Genomic DNA, 16,927 nt, shown 5'->3' on the forward strand with positions numbered 1-16,927 from the left:
AGAAGTTTGATATATAAATTCCAAAAATTTCATAGTATTACAGGAAGGCAAAAAGCCTAAAATAATACTATTGAATTTAAAAATTAGGAGGAATTTATATGTCAAAGGATAATGATATAAATTATAATGAGGGTAATGATAAAATCCAAAATGATAATGTTAAACAATTTCTAAATAGTATAGCAAATAGTCATAGTATAAAAGATGAACTTCTTAAAAAAAATTCTGAGAGTAAGTCTCCATTAGAAAATGTGAGTGGAGAGAAAGACAAAAGTGATGATAGAGAAGATAACAGCGATGGAACATATAAAATCATAAATTTTTTGTAAGTTATAATAAAAGCAGGCTAATTCTTTGAATTTGCCTGTTTTGCTTTGAGCTTTTATATATAATAAATAATTTAATTGTGTTTATTTAGAGGAAATTAGCGTATTTTGTAGAATGATAAATGGTGATTCTAAAATTAAGGAGTGAAATTATGAAAGATACAAAAAAACTGGGTTTATGGACGTTAGTAATGTTAATTTTTGTTCCAACCTTCGGATTTGGGAATATTGCTTCAAATGCGGTGACACTTGGACCCGCGGCTATTCCATCATGGCTTATAGTTGCATTATTATTCTTTTTACCTTTATCAATAATGATAGCAGAACTTGCTTCTGCTAATAAAGACAAAGAGGGAGGGTTATACAACTGGATAGAATGCTCAATTGGACCAAAATGGGCATTTATTGGCACTTGGTCCTACTTTGTTGCTAATCTATTCTATTTGCAAATGGTTTTTGCGAGAATACCAGTAATGATATCTTGGACTCTTTTTGGAGAAAATAGATTTAACGATGCCAATGCATATTTATTACCTTATATAGGCATGGGACTAGCAATAGCATTAACATATATTGCTACAACCGGAGTTAAAAGATTCTCTAAAATAAGTGATTTGGGTGGGAAATTAACTTTAGCTGTTACAGTTATATTTATATTATTTGCTGTTGTTGGAGTATTAGTTGGAAAACAACCATCAGCTACAGCCTTTACCACAGGAACAGTCATTCCTAAATTTGATGCAGGTTATTTTTCAACATTTTCATGGCTAATTCTTGCTGTTGCTGGAGCTGAGGTGGCGGGGACATATATTAAGGATGTCGAAAATCCTAAAAAAGTTTTCCCAAAGGCTGTTATTATTGCTACTACATTTGTAGCAGGAGCATATATACTTGGATCACTTGCAATTTGTTTAGTTGCATCACCTGAATTAATAACTAAAGCTGGAGTTAAAGATGCAGGGTATGTTGTTTATAAGATATTAGCAGAAAATTGGGGTTTGAATGGTAAAATATTTGTTCAAATATATGCATTTATTTTAACTATATCATCTGTAGCGGCATTTGTAGTATGGCTCGAATCTCCAATTAGAGCAATGTTCTCAGAAGTTCCTAGTGGAACATTCCCGAAATTATTAACCGAAAAACGTGAGGATGGAACATTAGTTAATGCACTTTGGGTTCAATGCGTCATATTATTAGTATTAATAATAGTACCGCTTGCAGGATTAAACAATATAGATAAATTCTTTAATCTATTAACTACGTTGTCAGCTCTATCACTTGCAATACCTTATATTGTTCTTGCAGCTGCATATTTAGTATTTAGACTTAAAGGGAATGTACCTCCATTTGTAATGTTAAAATCAAAAGCGGCTGTAATAATAGCTTCAAGTGTTGTTTTTATATTAGGTATATTAGCATTTTTTGGAGCAGGATGGGGAAATATTGCAGGAGCTAAGAACTTCTCAGAAGCAATAGTTCCAATTTTAAAAAATTATGGTGGTCCAGTAGGATTTATAATTTTTGGATTCTTTATATCATATTTAACAAAAACATTCTCTAAAAGTAATATTAAAGATAAATAGCTAAGTTACATTAAAATAAGAATAAAAAATTTATCTCAAAAAAAATAATCTCATAGGACTTATTTAAAGTTATAAGTCTTAATGAGATTATAAAAAGTGAACTCTTAGATGAAATATGCAAGCCTAATTATATCTTTTGCACGTCTTTGATTCCAAAGCATATTTAAGTTTATCTCCCGATGCTCACCATAGGTGGATACCGAGATGTAATATATATTGTCTTTCAAATTTAGCTCTAGGCCAGTTATAGTCATCCAATGCCAAGCATAGTCCTTAAATTCCTTTACTGGATGCTTAAGAACTAAGAGGGCCACTGGAAGTCTTTGTGATAAAGCCTCTAAAATAAAGGTTACAGCTTCATCAATACTATTAGCACTATAATCTAAAATATGAGGCGTTAAAGATACATTTCTTTTTTTTGCAAAATCTAAAACATTATCTGAAAATTGCTGAACAGAGGTAAGTCCAAATATTCCTGGCTTTACATATTTTCTAATCTCAATCATATGCATGATAAAATCATTTTTATTAATAATACCCTTATAAGGGTATAAAGCACTGTATTTATCTGGGAATATTTGAGCTAAATATGCAGTTATATTAGCAGCAACAACTGGACCACAACCACTAAGTTTATTAAGTTTTTTTGGAAACCAATACTGACTGCCACCGTAATATGAATTTTCTAAGTCAGATATATTAAATTTAATATCCTCAAGGTGAGTATAATTAGGCGTTGTAAAATTTTCCATGGTTATCACCCCTTCATATAAATTTTAAATAATTTAGATAAGTTTTCAATAATAAAATTATTGTAGTTAGTATATAATATACTACAATTTTTAGAAGGTGTAAACAAGGCGACATCTATGTATATATTTTAATTTTTAAAGCTACCTATAGTCATCAAATATCGAATAGTGTAATAATTTATCGCTTTTTAAATTTTGGGCATAAAATAAGATATAATGTAGTGAACAAATTAAATGAAGAAGGAGTTTTATTTTATGAAAGAATTACTTAAAGAGATCGAATATAATAATGGGGAGTTTCCAGAAGAACAATTAAAAGAGATAATAAATCGCAGGGATGAGTTTATACCTGAATTACTTGAAATATTAAAAAATGCTAAAGATAATTATGAAGAGATTCTAGAAAAACCCGATTATTTTGCACATATATATGCAATATTTTTGTTAGCACAGTTTAAAGAAAAGAGGAGCCTTAATCCAATTATAGATTTGATTAGTATACAAAATGAAATTTCTAGCGATATTTTCCGTGAATATCTTACTGAAGACTTACATAAGATTCTAGCTTCAGTTTGTGGAAGTGATACAGAGCCATTAAAAAAATTAGTGGAGGATAATGGCATTAATGAATATGTTAGAAGTGCTGCTATTAAATCCTTTATTGCACTCCTGGGCGAAGGGGTTATATCTCAAGAGGAAGTTATTGAATACTATAAGAGTTTATTTGAAGGAAAACTTGAACGTGAATTTTCACAAGTTTGGAATGAACTTATATACGATTCTTGTGATGCAGGTCCTAGTGAACTATATCAATATATAAAAAAAGCTTATGCGGATGAATTAGTTGATGAGGAGTGTATATCTTTAGAAGAAGTAGATGAAGCTATTAAAATACATGACATAACAAAATTCCCGAATTTGAAGGACGAAGGTTATTCATTTTTTAATGATACTATAGCAGAACTAGGATGCTGGGATTGTTTTGCTAAAAAAAACAATGACTCTAAATCTCAATTTATGTTAGGAGTTAGTAAGTTAAACAAAGGGAAAAGTAAGAACAAGAAAAAACAGGTAAAGGCTACTAAAAAAAAGCAAAGAAAAAAATAGTATTAGATTATAGGATAAAACAGTATTAATTCCTAATACTAATTATATTGATATAGGAGGAGGATAAATATGGATACACTTGATGTCAAACGTAAAGAAATAGAACATATTTATGGTAAGGTAAGTCCATTTGAACTTAAAAATAAATTAATTAGCCTTGCAGAAGATTCAAAAGAAAAGGGTGCACATGCATTACTAGATGCAGGTAGGGGGAATCCAAATTGGACAGCTGCAACTCCTCGGGAAGCTTTTTTTACATTTGGTCTTTTTTCGGTTTTAGAAACACGTAGAGTATGGAATAATGATGATCTTGGTGGGATGCCAGAAAAAAAAGGAATAGCAGATAGATTTCGAGATTTTATTAGAGAAAATCCTACTTATCCAGGAATTGAGCTTCTTGAAAATATTATTAATTATGGAATAATATCCAAAGGATTTGATCAAGATGATTGGGTATATGAACTGGTAGATGGAATTATAGGAGATAACTACCCAGAACCTGATAGAATGCTTGTACATGTTGAAAAAGTTGTTCATGATTATCTTATTCAGGAATTGTGTTATAACTCTCAAATTGCTGGGAAATTCAATTTATTTGCTGTAGAAGGTGCAACGGCTGGAATGTGTTATATATTTGATAGTTTGATTGCTAATAATATATTATCTATTGGTGATAAAGTTGCTTTAATGGCACCTATATTTACTCCTTATCTTGAGATTCCACACTTACCACGTTATAATTTTGATGTTGTGGAGCTTTTAGCTTCCGAGACGACTTCTGATGGAGTCCATACTTGGCAATACCCTAATGATCAAATTGAAAAACTTAGGGATCCATCTATAAAAGCTTTATTTATTGTAAACCCAAGCAATCCGCCATCGGTCGCAATGAAATCTGAAACAATTCAACTTATAAAAAGTATAGTAAAAAAAGATAATCCTAATTTAATGATTATTTCAGATGACGTTTATGGTACTTTTGTTGATAATTTCCGTTCATTAGTAGCTGATTTGCCATATAATTCAATAGGAGTATATTCTTTTTCCAAATATTTTGGAGTAACAGGATGGCGCCTTGGGACTATTGCTCTTTATGAAGATAATGTATTTGATAAATTGTTAAGAGAATTACCTGAAGATAAAAAAGAAAGGGCAAGGAGACGTTATTCATCATTATCAACTAATCCTGAAAAAATCCCATTTATTGATAGAATAGTAGCAGATAGTAGGCAAGTAGCACTAAATCATACTGCAGGTTTATCAACACCACAACAAATACAAATGGCTTTTTTCTCCGTATTTGCACTTCTTGATAAAGAAAATAAATATAAGCAGCTTACTAAAGATATTTGCCATCGTAGGCAAAAACTTTTATTTGAAGGGTTGGGTTTAGAACTTCGACGCGATCCGCTGGATGCAGCATATTATACAGAATTTGATTTGTTAGAGTGGGCATGTAATTATTATGGTGATGAATTTGCAAAGTATTTGCAAAAAAAATATAAACCTGTGGATATTCTTTTCCGTTTAGCACAAGAATCTTCTATAGTATTACTTGGTGGTGATGGATTTCATGGACCTGAATGGTCAATTAGAATATCCTTAGCAAATCTTGATGATGAGCATTACAGTAAAATAGGAAAAGTGCTCCATAAGATACTTGAGGAATATGTGACGGAGTGGAAGAATTAGATAGTTGATATTATACATAGTTTACAAAAAAGGTGTAACAATAGTTTGTTATGCCTTTTATAATATGAACTGTTGATTTTAGTTGTATCCAATGGATGGAAAATGTCGAAATTGTCTGTTATATAAGACTTTTATGTAAAAAAATAAAGAATTATATATAATAAACGAGTATTAAGTGATTAGGTGAAAAAAGATAAATTTATAATACAAAGGAGAAAAATAAAGATGGAAAAAACAATTTCTAACAATGAGGTATTAAAAGCGTTCAATACTTTATTACCGTACTTACCCTATTTCTTTGATGATGATGATGTTTCTTTTGGGGTAGCAGATACAAAAACATATTTGAATGTAGTATGTAATGCAAACTTAGATTTGAAATTAAAGGAAGGCGACGCAATACCACCTGATGGAGCAATACATACGGCAATGCAAAATGATAAAGTACTTGTTAAGAATGTGCCCAAAGAGGTATATGGAGTTCCATTTAGATCTTATGCAATTCCCGTTCATAATAAACAGGGCACCGTAGAAGGATGCATTGTAATGGGGAAAAGCTTAGTTAAAAGAAATGAGTTAATGAGTATTTCTCAAACTTTATCGTCAGCTCTTGGGCAAATATCAGATGCTGTTAATGATCTTTCTTCAGGAGTACAAGATGTAGTTAATATGAATGAAGATATAGTATTAAAAGTTCAAGAGGCCGATAAAAGTTCAAAAAATACAGATGAGATCCTAAGTTTTATTCAAGCAATTTCATCAAAAACAAATATGTTAGGTTTAAATGCTGCAATTGAGGCTGCAAGAGCAGGAGATGCAGGGAGAGGATTTAAAGTAGTTGCAACAGAAATCAGAAAATTATCAACATCAACTAGTGAATCAGTTAAAAAGGTGGATGATGTATTAAAAAACATTGGTGATTCAATAAAAAGTATAAATGAAAAAATAGGTAAATCAACAGGAGTGTTTGAGGGGCAGGCTGCAACACTTGAAGAAATAGCAGCATCCCTTGAGGAATTAAATTCAACAGCTGAAATGATGGGAAACCTAGCCGAAAAAATATAAAGAAAAATAGGATAGTGTAAAAATAACTGTTTCTAAAGGTAAAAATTTACCTTTAGAAGCAGTTTATTTTATATCAGCTAAAGATTTAAAATCCGGGCGTGCAGCTGAATCTAATAAGTAAGAAGAGGTGGTTGCTTCTTTTATTCTAAATTTATTTAATTCACTAATTATTTCGTCAGCATCTCCGATTCCTATGCCATGCCCATAATAAAGACCATTACTAAGGTCTATAACATTTTCTCCTTGCCACTCAGGTGCTACGGGATCTACATCCGGATTGTAAAAGTATCTTCTATCACCTGGAAAATAGTCACTTCGTTTTTTTATAAAACCGACATCTTCAAGAAGATTATCTATATAATGCCAATTCATTAACTGTATATTTGGAAATACTCTATTGAAAAGATTTGCAGAAAATATATTAAGTAATGCTTGATAATAAATAATAATCATGGCGGTTGCACATTCAGTACCATATTTATAACTGTTTATAGAAATGTCCTTAATAGCATCACTAGGGGCTACTCCTTTTTTTAATATAAAACCACCTTCCTTAGTACGATCCCAATAATCAGGGTTACATATTGATTTACGAAAGGTTCTGAAATCCATATCTCCTTTATTTAGATTTTTCGCAGCAATAACAATACTATATCGAAAATCTAACTCAAATTTAAATTGAGTTAATGAATCATATTCATATTGCGATTTACTTAAATCCATCTTAGTTATAATATCTTTTTCAATATCATTTGGATTATAATCATGAATAAAAGTATTAACGTCAACAACATTATTAGAAATTATTATCATATATTAACCTCCGCTATGTTTATTTGATTAATTATGGGTTGGTTAATCCATGACCTCCATAAATATTTATTTTCATATTGAATTTTAAGAGAGAAGTTTGAGAGTAATTGTTTGTTATTATCATCTAATTTGTTAAAATAATTAGATAAATTATTTTCATTTTTTGTTAATGGTATAAAGGGCTTACCGGTATAAACAGATACTCGTTTGCATAAATATTTGGCATCGATTGCTATTGCGTAAGGCTTTGGATTACTTGTCCGTTGGAAACTTTCACCTGTAAAATATAGAAAAGGGTAGTTTTCTTTAAGATAGTAGAAAAAAGATATATATTGTTTTTTGCTATCCCAACCTCGAGTCATATCTGGGGAGGGCATAAAGTCTAAAAGTTGACTAGCTAATTTAACATCATTTATGTCATCTGAATTCAAATAATTTGCAATTAGCATTAAACTATAGGGCTCTCTTGCTTGAAAAAAAGTCCATATTAGATCATGATTAAATTGACCTTTTCTGTTTCTAGAAAAAATAGTATCCACTATTGTGGGCAAAATTGTCTTGTCATTGTAAGTCTTTATTAAAAGTGAAGCAGTAACATCCAAAATTTCATCATTGTCATCACTTAACTCACGGCTTAATATACAGCTTTCAAATATGTCCTTCAAAGCATGTTGGGGTATTTCTCTATAATTAGAATATAAATACTTAAGTGTAGATAAACTTGAGTTTCCTATATTATTTATGCGCATATAATCTCCTCCTCGTGTTCTAGATTTTTAATATAAATAAAGAAACATATTATATAATATTATTAATAGAGTCATTTTGTTAAAGTTATTATTAAATATGGTAATTAATATTGAAATTGGTATTGAATAGAGGATAAATGTATAATGATTAGTGTGAAATAAATAGATAGGAAAGGATTTTGATTATTTTGAGAAACGAAAATATTTTTACAAATAAAAAAGTTGTAGCTATTATTGCAACGTTTTGTTGTTTTTTATGGGGAAGTGCATTCCCAGCGATTAAGAATGGATATGTAATGTTTAATATTTCTGTAGGTGACATACCTTCAAAACTTGTATTTGCTGGTTATAGATTTATTATAGCAGGGCTAGTTTTACTTGTTATTGCTAAAAGTTGTGGAAAGAAAATATTTAATATTTCGCGAAAAAACGTTCTGGATTTAAGTTGTTTGGGGGTAATTCAAACAACACTTCAGTATATATTTTTTTATATTGGTGTTTCTAATACAACAGGTGTTAAAGGGTCTATAATGAATTCTACTGTTACATTTTTTAGTGTTATTTTAGCTCATTATATATATGCAAATGATAAATTGAGTATGCAGAAAATACTTGGATGTATTGTAGGATTTATAGGGGTTATGAGTATGAATTTTAGTGCTGACTTATTGGATTTTTCTTTTAGGTTTAGTGGAGAAGGTTTTTTAATGATTGCGGCATTTGTTTCTGCGGTAGGTGCTATATATGGTAAAAAACTTACTAAAAGCATGGATGTAATGGTGGTAACGGGGTATAGCCTTTTTGTAGGAGGAATAATGTTAATGTTACTTGGCATGTTATCCGGTGGTAGCGTTTATCATTTTACAATGGATTCTTCACTTTTATTAATGTACCTTGCTTTATTGTCATCAGCGGCATTTTCATTATGGAATCTGCTTCTAAAATATAATAAGGTAGGTCCCGTGTCCATTTTTAATTTTTTAATACCAATTTTTGGATCAATACTCTCAGCAATATTTTTAAATGAAAATATATTTGAATATAAAAACATATTTGCGCTTGTATTAGTATGTATAGGTATATGGATGGTTAACAAAGAAAAGGTATTTACTAAATAAGTTAAATAATGTAAACAAATTTAGGTAAACACATAGTATAATTAGGATATATCATCATAATAATGAACATTATGGTATAATTAGAATAGAAATTTTTAGAATTATATTTTTTTATGTTAGATAAACGAGAGGAGTTTTTTTAAATTGTCAGAAATTATATTAGAAATAGATAATATAATAAAAAAGTTTGGAAATCAGGAAGTAATTAAGAATATATCGCTAAAAGTAAACAAAGGTGAGTTTTTAACGTTATTAGGGCCAAGTGGCTGTGGTAAAACAACGACCCTTAGAATAATAGCAGGGTTTGAAAAACCAACAAGTGGGAGCGTTCTATTAGAAGGCATACATGTTGAGAATAAGCAACCTAATGATAGAAATGTAAATACAGTATTTCAAAATTATGCATTATTTCCACATATGAATGTGTTTGATAATATAGCATATGGTTTAAAAATTAGAAAGGTGAATAAGACAGAAATAAAAAAGAGAGTTATCGAAATGCTTAGTTTAGTTCAGCTAGAAGGATACGCGAAAAGAAAAATAGATGGACTAAGCGGTGGTCAAAAACAAAGAGTTGCAATAGGCAGGGCGCTAATAAACAATCCTAAAATATTACTCTTAGATGAGCCGTTAGGTGCACTTGATTTAAAACTTAGAAAGCAAATGCAAGTAGAGCTTAAAAAACTTCAAAAAAAATTACAAATTACATTTGTATATGTTACGCATGATCAAGAGGAAGCACTTAATATGTCTGACCGAATAGTAGTGATGAACGACGGAATCATAGAGCAGATAGGAACGCCGGAAGACATATATGAGAGGCCTAAGACAAAATTTGTAGCAGGGTTTATTGGAGAATCTAATTTAATTAAGACCAAAATAAAAAAGATTGATGAAGAAAAGATATCTGCTAAAATAGGTGAATATGATATGAACTTGAATTATAAAAACTATGATAATTCAGGAAATAAAGAAAGCTATATTTTAATCAGGCCGGAAAATATAAAATATACTAGGATAAAACCGCCACTCGGGCTTATTGCAATAATAAAAGAACATAGTTATATTGGATCTATTATTAAAACTACTATGGAAATTGAAGGTGGGCAGGAAATTATAGTTTGTGATTATGATAAGAAAAAAGATTTAATAGGTATAGGTAGTGAGGTTTGGATGTACTTTGAACCTGAAGATGTAGTTATAGTTGAAGAAGGTTAGGTGACTAAAATGAAAAATATGAAAGAAAATATTTTGAAGGTTTTTACAATAGTTCCAATATCCTTTTGGATGCTATTCTTCGTGGCTATCCCCCTTTTGTATATTGTGTTTATTAGCTTTATGCAAAGGGGTGATGACGGTAGTATAGTATATGTAGCAACAATTTCAAATTATACAAGAATGGTGAAGCCTCTATATGTTAAGGTGTTTTGGGATTCAATACTCGTGGCGTTTACTACAACATTATTTACATTGGGGTTTGGATATCCTTTTGCATACTTTGCTACTAAAATAAAGAAATATAAAATTTTAATAATGCTTTTAATAATGGCACCATTTTTAACTAATTCATTAATACGTACTTATGGGTGGATTGTAATTCTAAGTACTGAGGGGATATTAAATCATGCACTACTTATAACTGGAATCATAAAAGAACCATTAAAGATGTTGTACTCTTATGGGGCAGTAATGATTGGAATGATATATACAATGTTTCCATTCATGGTGCTTCCACTTTATAATTCTATAGATAAAATGGATAGAGCTTATATTGAAGCAGCTAAAGATCTTGGGGCAAGTAGGTTGAGGACTTTTATAACAGTTACTGTGCCTCTAACTATGCCAGGAATAGTTGCTGGTTGTATTTTAGTATTTGTACCTTCTGTAGGACTCTTTTTCATACCAGATTTAATGGGTGGAAGTAATGTAATGCTTATTGGAAATCTAATTGAAAATCAATTTATGGGAGCAAATGATTGGCCTTTTGGGGCAGCGCTGTCAATAGTAATGATTTTTATATCTATAATTTTAATTTTTGTTTACGTAAAAATAGTTGGTAAAAAGTTAGACGCGGAGGTGTTCTAATGGATTCAAAATTATCAAAAGGACTCGAGCGAACATATATATTTTGTATATTTGCGTTTTTGTATGTTCCAATAGTAATAATTATTATGTACTCATTTAATGCAGCTAAATCTAATGTAGTTTTTAGTGGTTTTACTCTTGATTGGTACACTAAGTTATTTAGTGATGAGGATGTAATTACAGCGCTTGTAAATAGTTTAACTATTGCAACTATAAGTACAATAATTTCAGCGATAATTGGAACTCTTGGAGCAATCGGACTAAAAAGGCATAAGTTCAAAGGAAAAGGAATTATAAGTTTACTTGTTTATATTCCAATTGTAATTCCAGAGATAATTATGGGAGTATCATTACTAATTTTGTTCTCAACTCTTCAAATTGATTTGGGCATATTTACATTAGTACTAGCACATACAACATTTTGTACACCATTTGTGCTTATAAATGTTAAATCAAGACTTGCTGGACTTGATTTGTCAATTGAAGATGCGGCGATGGATTTGGGTGCATCAAAACTTACGGTGTTTAGAACAATTACATTTCCAATGATTTTACCAGCAGTGCTTTCAGGAGCTATGCTTGCTTTTGCACTGTCACTGGATGATATAATCATAAATATTTTTTTGAGTGGACCAGCAAGTACTACACTTCCAATTAAAATATTCTCAATGCTAAAATTTGGGCTTTCACCTGAAATAAATGCATTGTGTACAATAATGCTAGTAACAACTTTTGCCTTTTTAATATTATCACAGGTTATAAAAATAAAAAGGGAAAAATAGAATACATTTATAATCAATTTTTCTTTTGTTAAAGAAATTAGGGGGGATTTATATGTTAAAAAAAAGATTTAAAGCTTTAATAATTTTACTCGCAGTTTCAGTCATAGGATCAACATTTGTTGGGTGCGGAAAATCAAGTACATCAAAGAAGAGTGAGGAAAAAGTAGTTAACATTTATACCTGGGCAAATTATGTGCCAGATAATGTTGTAAAAGATTTTCAAAAAAAGACGGGAATTAAGGTCAATTATAGCAACTTTTCTACAAATGAAGCGATGCTTTCAAAGCTACAGGCATCAAAAGGTGGAACATATGATGTAATAATTTGTGCGGATTATATGGTTCAAATTATGGCGAAACAGAAAAACTTATTATTACAACCTATTGATAAAGCGGCTATTCCTAATTATAAAAATATAGATAAGGCTTATTTAGGCCAATATTATGATAAGACAAATAAGTATTCAGTGCCTTATTCACTTGGAAGTGAAATGATAGTTTATAATCCGGATAAAGTTAAAATAGATATTAAAGGAATAAGTGATTTATGGGATCCTTCATTGAAAGGTTCCGAGGTATTACTCGAAGACTCAAGATCAGTTATTGGTATGGCATTAACAAAGCTTGGTTATAGCATTAATGAGACAGATCCAGCAAAACTAGCCCAGGCGAAAGCGGAACTAACAAAACTTAGGGCAAATGTTAAAGTGTTTGATGCAGATACACCAATGACTAGCTTAATTAATGGAGATACAAATATTGGAGTTATGTGGGGATCTCAGGCATCCGCAGCACTTAAGGGTAATAAAAAGTTTAAAATTGTTTATCCAAAAGAGGGAATGCAATTTGAAGAAGATAATTTAATAATGCCTGTCAATGCACCACATAAAGAAAATGCGCAGAAATTTATAAATTTTGTATTAGAGGGTAAAGCAAGTAGCGATATTACAACTAGCATAGAGTATATAAATGTTAATACAGCAGCCCAAAAATTCATGCCAAAAGCGGTGCTTAATAACAAAGCTATCTATATACCTAAAGATGAGTTCAGTAAAGCTAAACATTTACAGGATGCTGGTAGTGCCTCTAAGGTGTATGATTCAATTTGGTCAGAATTTAAACAAAAATAGAAAACATTAAGGAAATAATATATACTTGTATATAAATTTGTATTATTGTATAATTAAAGTTGCTCTTTTTGTCAGTTTATAAATGAAATTATGGAAATATAATAAAGAGCAACTATAAAACTAAAGAAAAGGATGAAGATATGACTAAGAAACTAAATTTATTTAAAAGACTAATTCTGTTTTTTGTAGGAATGAGTATAATACAGCTGGGGGTAGCCTTGTTTTTAAAGACGAATATTGGATCTGATCCCTTTACTTTATTCACTCAAGGATTAGCATTTTTATTACATAAAACACCGGGAAATGCTAATATGATTATTTTATTTGTATTATTTTGCATAATACTTTTAGTTGAAAGAACTCGTATAAAAATAGGAACAATTATATGTGTAGTTGGAGTAGGCCCAATTATAGACCTTGGAGTAAAGGCTGTTTCATTTTTCCCAATAGCATCTTTAAATATTGGTTTGAAAATGCTTTTAATTGTATTTGGATGTATTCTAATTGCGATTGGATTTTCTATACTTTCGGCAAGTGATATAGGTGTTGCGCCAAATGATATTATTCCATTCATAATACAAGATAAAACTAATTTTCAATATCGTTGGATTAGAATGGCATTAGATATTAGCTTTTTAGTAATCGGTTTTGCACTTGGCGGGGTGTTTGGTATAGGTACAATAATATCTGCATTGTTAACTGGTCCATGCATACAATTTTTTCTCCCATATGGAAAGAAGTTCGTAAATGCTATTGTTAAAAATGGAGCTGAAGATGATGAAAAGGAAGAGAATATATCATTAGGAGCTTAAACTTAAAAGCTAATGATGCTTCAAAAGGCTAAACTTTGGAAGCATCATTAGCTTTTTATTTACTATTTGCCATTTCATTTAATGCATCAGATAAAGTTGTAACTTCCATCAGATTAGAGGTAACCTCTTGAATTGCAGCTGATTGTTGCTCTGTAGTTTCAAGTGTAGCATGAGAAGTTTCAATAGTTTTATCAACAGATTCTTGTATTTTAGTTGTAAGTGCTAATATTTTAACAGCAGTTTCCTTTGAATTTTCTGATAAAGATCTTATCTCAGTTGCAACTACACCAAAACCTTTACCAGCATCTCCTGCTCTAGCAGCTTCTATGGCCGCATTTAATCCGAGCATTTTTGTCTGAGCAGCTATACTTTTTATAGAATCGAGTATTGTATTTATATCTATTGATATAGCTTTTACGTTAACAATTTCATCACTTAAATTTTGCTGATTATTTGTTACAGTTATTGAAGAAGCACTGAGTTCTTCCATAGTTGCAGATATCTGGCTAAAATTATCGGAAAGGTTTTGGGACATAGTGCTTAGTTTAAGTTTTTGATAGCCTGCTTGTGAAAGCGAATTCGCTACAATATATAATACTTCCGCAGCTGCTGTTATATTCTTTTCATTGGTTAAAGCTATCTTATTAACTGCATCAATATAACCTTCTTCATTAACACCTATCTCATTTGCTACTTTCCTATAGATAGATTCTTCTGGCGCAGAAGTTAAAACTTGTCCTCCTAATATGGTACCTATTAGATGGTCACCTACTAATATAGGTGCAGCAAAATCCAATAGTCCAGCATGACAAGTATATATATACGGTTTTAGAGTTCTTGCAGCTTCCTGGCCACCTTTTTTGTGTGATAATGCACATCTTTCGCAGCCTATTTTTGTAGACTGTGTAAACTCTAAACATGACTTTGTATATGAACTCGGTTTAGTTACAGGGGTACCATCTTTATCTACAGTAACACTTGCCATAGTCATTGCAGTGGCGAAATTATCTTGAAAGGTTTGAAGTAATTTAATATCAATAACATCTTTAATTTCTAGTACAGTTACATCCAATTCACCATTTGCTAATTTTTTAATCATTTAAAATTCCTCCAATATCTAATTAATGTTATTCATGTGTTTGTTAGTTACTTTATCGACATTTAAAGGTAGAAACTTTAGTCCTTATTGTAAAAAATCAATCTAAATGCGTATAATTTATTAAAAATATACTTATCTATAACTAAAACTTTTTAAAAATACAAAAAAAAGACAAAAAGTTGTAAAATTTTCAAATGAACTTCCCAAATATTGTTTGTTGCAAAACTATCAATAATAAAATGAAGTTGAAACTTTATTTATTAATTATGTGTATATTATAAAGAGATGTTTTAATTTCTACGGTGGGAGCGAAAGGAGATGTTGAACGAATTGAAAAAAAATTAATATCCGGATGTAAAAAACATGATAAGTCCTCCTTTATGGAACTTTTTAAGATTTACAATATATTGTGCGGAAAGCCCACTCCTTTAGGTGTGGGATGGATAGCATAATGTATAAAAGTTTATCTGATATATATGTATAAAAGAGTTTAAACATACACATAATAGGGTATAATGATATTATGGAAAATAAATATAGAACAACTAAAACAACAGTTTCTTTAATTAATTATCATTTTATATTTTGCCCAAGATATAGAAGAAAAATATTTTTAATACCTAATGTAGAAGAAAGATTTAAGTGTTTGGTCAAAGATGTATGTAAGGAAATAGAAATTGAAATTATTGCAATAGAATGTGATAAGGATCATACACATATGTTTTTAAATTGTCTTCCCAAATTAGGACCATCGGATATTATGCAAAAAATAAAAGGTGCAACAAGTAAAGTTTTGAGAGCAGAATTTCAAGAATTAAATAAAATGCCTAGTCTATGGACAAGAAGTTATTTTGTATCCACGGCTGGTAACGTAAAGAGTGAAACAGTAAAAAATTATGTAGATAATCAAAAGACAAGATATTAAGAAGGGGGTGAATGCTGCGTCAAATTATATTTTAACATTAAAATTAAACACAGAGAAATATCAAGAAGACATATTAAATAAAAGATTAGAAATAAGTAGAAGCATTTATAATAGTTGTTTAGGTGAATTGTTTAAAAGATATAATCATATGATAGAATCGAAAGAATATGAGAAAGTAATTAATATGGTTAAAGGGAAAGAACGGAATAAAAAATTTAATGAATTAAACAAGAGATATAATTTGACAGAGTATTCTTTCCATAAATATGTCAAAGTCATGCAGAAATATTTTAAAGATAATGTAGATAGTTTCACTGCTCAAAAGATAGCTTCTAGGTGTTTTAGTGCTTTTCAAAAATTAATGCTCCATAAGTCCAATAGAGTTTATTTTAAAAAGTATGGTGAAATGAATAGTGTTGAGGGAAAATCTAATAAAACTGGGATTAGGTTTATAGACAACAAATTAAGATGGAATGGATTAGATATAAATGTAATTATAAATAAAAACGATGAATACGCACAAGTTGCATTATTAAATAAAACTAAATATTGTAGAGTGGTAAGAAAATTAATTCGTGGTAAATTTAAATATTATGTTCAATTAATACTAGAAGGAATTCCACCGATTAAGTATAATAAAGAAACCGGTGAGGTTAGAAATAAAATAGGTGACGGAAATGTTGGAATAGATATTGGTACAAGAACAATTGCAATATCAAGTAAAAACGAAGTTAAGTTATTAGAATTATGTCCTGAGGTTGAAAATATAGAACATAAAAAAAATATATTACTCAGGAAATTAGATAGACAAAGAAGAAGTAATAACCCTAATAATTATAATGAAAATGGGACTATAAAAAAGGGAATTATGACTAATTTAAAGAAAA

General features: G+C 30.1%; 16 protein-coding genes and 1 pseudogene. 13 read left to right on the forward strand and 4 right to left on the reverse strand.

The annotated features are described in order from the left end of the window. The first annotated feature begins 98 nt into the window (after positions 1 to 98). Both KPL44_RS18140 and KPL44_RS18145 read left to right on the forward strand, forming a co-directional pair. A complete protein-coding gene (locus KPL44_RS18140) occupies positions 99 to 329 on the forward strand; it encodes a hypothetical protein (RefSeq protein WP_216253014.1) in 231 nt (76 codons plus the stop codon). Between the two features lie 149 nt (positions 330 to 478). Next, positions 479 to 1,912, forward strand: coding sequence for an amino acid permease (locus tag KPL44_RS18145; RefSeq protein ID WP_216253015.1), 1,434 nt, complete (start codon positions 479 to 481; stop codon positions 1,910 to 1,912). 104 nt (positions 1,913 to 2,016) lie between these two features. Here the strand turns inward: KPL44_RS18145 and KPL44_RS18150 are convergent, their stop codons facing one another. Further along, complete coding sequence (locus KPL44_RS18150; protein WP_216253017.1) at positions 2,017 to 2,664, reverse strand: hypothetical protein; 648 nt, start codon at positions 2,662 to 2,664, stop codon at positions 2,017 to 2,019. 255 nt (positions 2,665 to 2,919) lie between these two features. Between KPL44_RS18150 and KPL44_RS18155 the strand changes: the two genes are divergently transcribed. The 3 genes from KPL44_RS18155 to KPL44_RS18165 all read left to right on the forward strand — a co-directional run bounded on the left by KPL44_RS18155 (position 2,920) and on the right by KPL44_RS18165 (position 6,528). Beyond that, positions 2,920 to 3,771 (forward strand): DUF1186 domain-containing protein, encoded by an 852-nt coding sequence (locus KPL44_RS18155; protein ID WP_216253019.1) that lies wholly within the window; start codon positions 2,920 to 2,922, stop codon positions 3,769 to 3,771. 69 nt (positions 3,772 to 3,840) lie between these two features. Beyond that, a complete protein-coding gene (aspD, locus tag KPL44_RS18160; protein WP_216253020.1) occupies positions 3,841 to 5,463 on the forward strand; it encodes an aspartate 4-decarboxylase in 1,623 nt (540 codons plus the stop codon). 225 nt (positions 5,464 to 5,688) lie between these two features. Beyond that, the gene (locus KPL44_RS18165) at positions 5,689 to 6,528 is read left to right on the forward strand and encodes a methyl-accepting chemotaxis protein (protein ID WP_216253023.1); all 840 of its coding nucleotides are present in this window, start codon (positions 5,689 to 5,691) and stop codon (positions 6,526 to 6,528) included. Positions 6,529 to 6,591: 63 nt separating this feature from the next. On the opposite strand, the gene KPL44_RS18170 is transcribed toward KPL44_RS18165, so the two are convergent. Then, positions 6,592 to 7,341, reverse strand: a complete 750-nt coding sequence (locus tag KPL44_RS18170; RefSeq protein WP_216253025.1) for a protein-glutamine gamma-glutamyltransferase — start codon at positions 7,339 to 7,341, stop codon at positions 6,592 to 6,594. Further along, positions 7,338 to 8,090: a hypothetical protein gene (locus KPL44_RS18175; RefSeq protein WP_216253027.1), complete on the reverse strand. Its 753-nt coding sequence runs from the start codon at positions 8,088 to 8,090 to the stop codon at positions 7,338 to 7,340. Before KPL44_RS18175 ends, KPL44_RS18170 begins: the two co-directional genes overlap by 4 nt. 188 nt (positions 8,091 to 8,278) lie before the next feature. Between KPL44_RS18175 and KPL44_RS18180 the strand changes: the two genes are divergently transcribed. The 6 genes from KPL44_RS18180 (at position 8,279) to KPL44_RS18205 (ending at position 14,016) form a co-directional block, all read left to right on the forward strand. Further along, a complete protein-coding gene (locus KPL44_RS18180; protein WP_216253028.1) occupies positions 8,279 to 9,208 on the forward strand; it encodes a DMT family transporter in 930 nt (309 codons plus the stop codon). 144 nt (positions 9,209 to 9,352) lie between these two features. After that, positions 9,353 to 10,426 (forward strand): ABC transporter ATP-binding protein, encoded by a 1,074-nt coding sequence (locus tag KPL44_RS18185; protein WP_216253029.1) that lies wholly within the window; start codon positions 9,353 to 9,355, stop codon positions 10,424 to 10,426. A 9-nt stretch (positions 10,427 to 10,435) separates the two neighbouring features. Next, positions 10,436 to 11,293, forward strand: a complete 858-nt coding sequence (locus KPL44_RS18190; protein ID WP_253201838.1) for an ABC transporter permease — start codon at positions 10,436 to 10,438, stop codon at positions 11,291 to 11,293. After that, complete coding sequence (locus KPL44_RS18195; RefSeq protein WP_216253030.1) at positions 11,293 to 12,075, forward strand: ABC transporter permease; 783 nt, start codon at positions 11,293 to 11,295, stop codon at positions 12,073 to 12,075. The genes KPL44_RS18190 and KPL44_RS18195 overlap by 1 nt, the downstream gene beginning before the upstream one ends. Before the next feature lie 52 nt (positions 12,076 to 12,127). Continuing rightward, positions 12,128 to 13,204, forward strand: coding sequence for a polyamine ABC transporter substrate-binding protein (locus tag KPL44_RS18200; protein ID WP_216253031.1), 1,077 nt, complete (start codon positions 12,128 to 12,130; stop codon positions 13,202 to 13,204). Positions 13,205 to 13,344: 140 nt separating this feature from the next. Continuing rightward, positions 13,345 to 14,016, forward strand: a complete 672-nt coding sequence (locus KPL44_RS18205) for a YczE/YyaS/YitT family protein (RefSeq protein ID WP_216253032.1) — start codon at positions 13,345 to 13,347, stop codon at positions 14,014 to 14,016. A gap of 55 nt (positions 14,017 to 14,071) precedes the next feature. Here KPL44_RS18205 and KPL44_RS18210 read toward each other — a convergent pair whose 3' ends face one another. Further along, on the reverse strand, positions 14,072 to 15,115 hold the full coding sequence (locus tag KPL44_RS18210; RefSeq protein WP_216253033.1) for a PocR ligand-binding domain-containing protein: 1,044 nt from the start codon (positions 15,113 to 15,115) through the stop codon (positions 14,072 to 14,074). A gap of 523 nt (positions 15,116 to 15,638) precedes the next feature. Between KPL44_RS18210 and tnpA the strand changes: the two genes are divergently transcribed. Together tnpA and KPL44_RS18220 are read left to right on the forward strand one after the other, a co-directional pair. Continuing rightward, positions 15,639 to 16,040 (forward strand): IS200/IS605 family transposase, encoded by a 402-nt coding sequence (gene tnpA / locus KPL44_RS18215; protein WP_216253034.1) that lies wholly within the window; start codon positions 15,639 to 15,641, stop codon positions 16,038 to 16,040. A 7-nt stretch (positions 16,041 to 16,047) separates the two neighbouring features. Then, positions 16,048 to 16,927: pseudogene (locus tag KPL44_RS18220) on the forward strand (RNA-guided endonuclease TnpB family protein); the annotation flags it as partial.

The organism is Clostridium sp. DSM 17811 (assembly GCF_018861905.1).
GTDB classification, from domain to species: Bacteria; Bacillota; Clostridia; order Clostridiales; family Clostridiaceae; genus Clostridium_AD; species Clostridium_AD frigoriphilum.

Bases quoted from the DNA above. Each gene is read 5' to 3' on its own strand.
- KPL44_RS18140 (WP_216253014.1), top strand. From the start codon at position 99: ATGTCAAAGGATAATGATATAAATTATAATGAGGGTAATGATAAAATC.
- KPL44_RS18145 (WP_216253015.1), top strand. From the start codon at position 479: ATGAAAGATACAAAAAAACTGGGTTTATGGACGTTAGTAATGTTAATT.
- KPL44_RS18150 (WP_216253017.1), bottom strand. From the start codon at position 2,664: ATGGAAAATTTTACAACGCCTAATTATACTCACCTTGAGGATATTAAA.
- KPL44_RS18155 (WP_216253019.1), top strand. From the start codon at position 2,920: ATGAAAGAATTACTTAAAGAGATCGAATATAATAATGGGGAGTTTCCA.
- aspD (WP_216253020.1), top strand. From the start codon at position 3,841: ATGGATACACTTGATGTCAAACGTAAAGAAATAGAACATATTTATGGT.
- KPL44_RS18165 (WP_216253023.1), top strand. From the start codon at position 5,689: ATGGAAAAAACAATTTCTAACAATGAGGTATTAAAAGCGTTCAATACT.
- KPL44_RS18170 (WP_216253025.1), bottom strand. From the start codon at position 7,341: ATGATAATAATTTCTAATAATGTTGTTGACGTTAATACTTTTATTCAT.
- KPL44_RS18175 (WP_216253027.1), bottom strand. From the start codon at position 8,090: ATGCGCATAAATAATATAGGAAACTCAAGTTTATCTACACTTAAGTAT.
- KPL44_RS18190 (WP_253201838.1), top strand. From the start codon at position 10,436: ATGAAAAATATGAAAGAAAATATTTTGAAGGTTTTTACAATAGTTCCA.
- KPL44_RS18195 (WP_216253030.1), top strand. From the start codon at position 11,293: ATGGATTCAAAATTATCAAAAGGACTCGAGCGAACATATATATTTTGT.
- KPL44_RS18200 (WP_216253031.1), top strand. From the start codon at position 12,128: ATGTTAAAAAAAAGATTTAAAGCTTTAATAATTTTACTCGCAGTTTCA.
- KPL44_RS18205 (WP_216253032.1), top strand. From the start codon at position 13,345: ATGACTAAGAAACTAAATTTATTTAAAAGACTAATTCTGTTTTTTGTA.
- KPL44_RS18210 (WP_216253033.1), bottom strand. From the start codon at position 15,115: ATGATTAAAAAATTAGCAAATGGTGAATTGGATGTAACTGTACTAGAA.
- tnpA (WP_216253034.1), top strand. From the start codon at position 15,639: ATGGAAAATAAATATAGAACAACTAAAACAACAGTTTCTTTAATTAAT.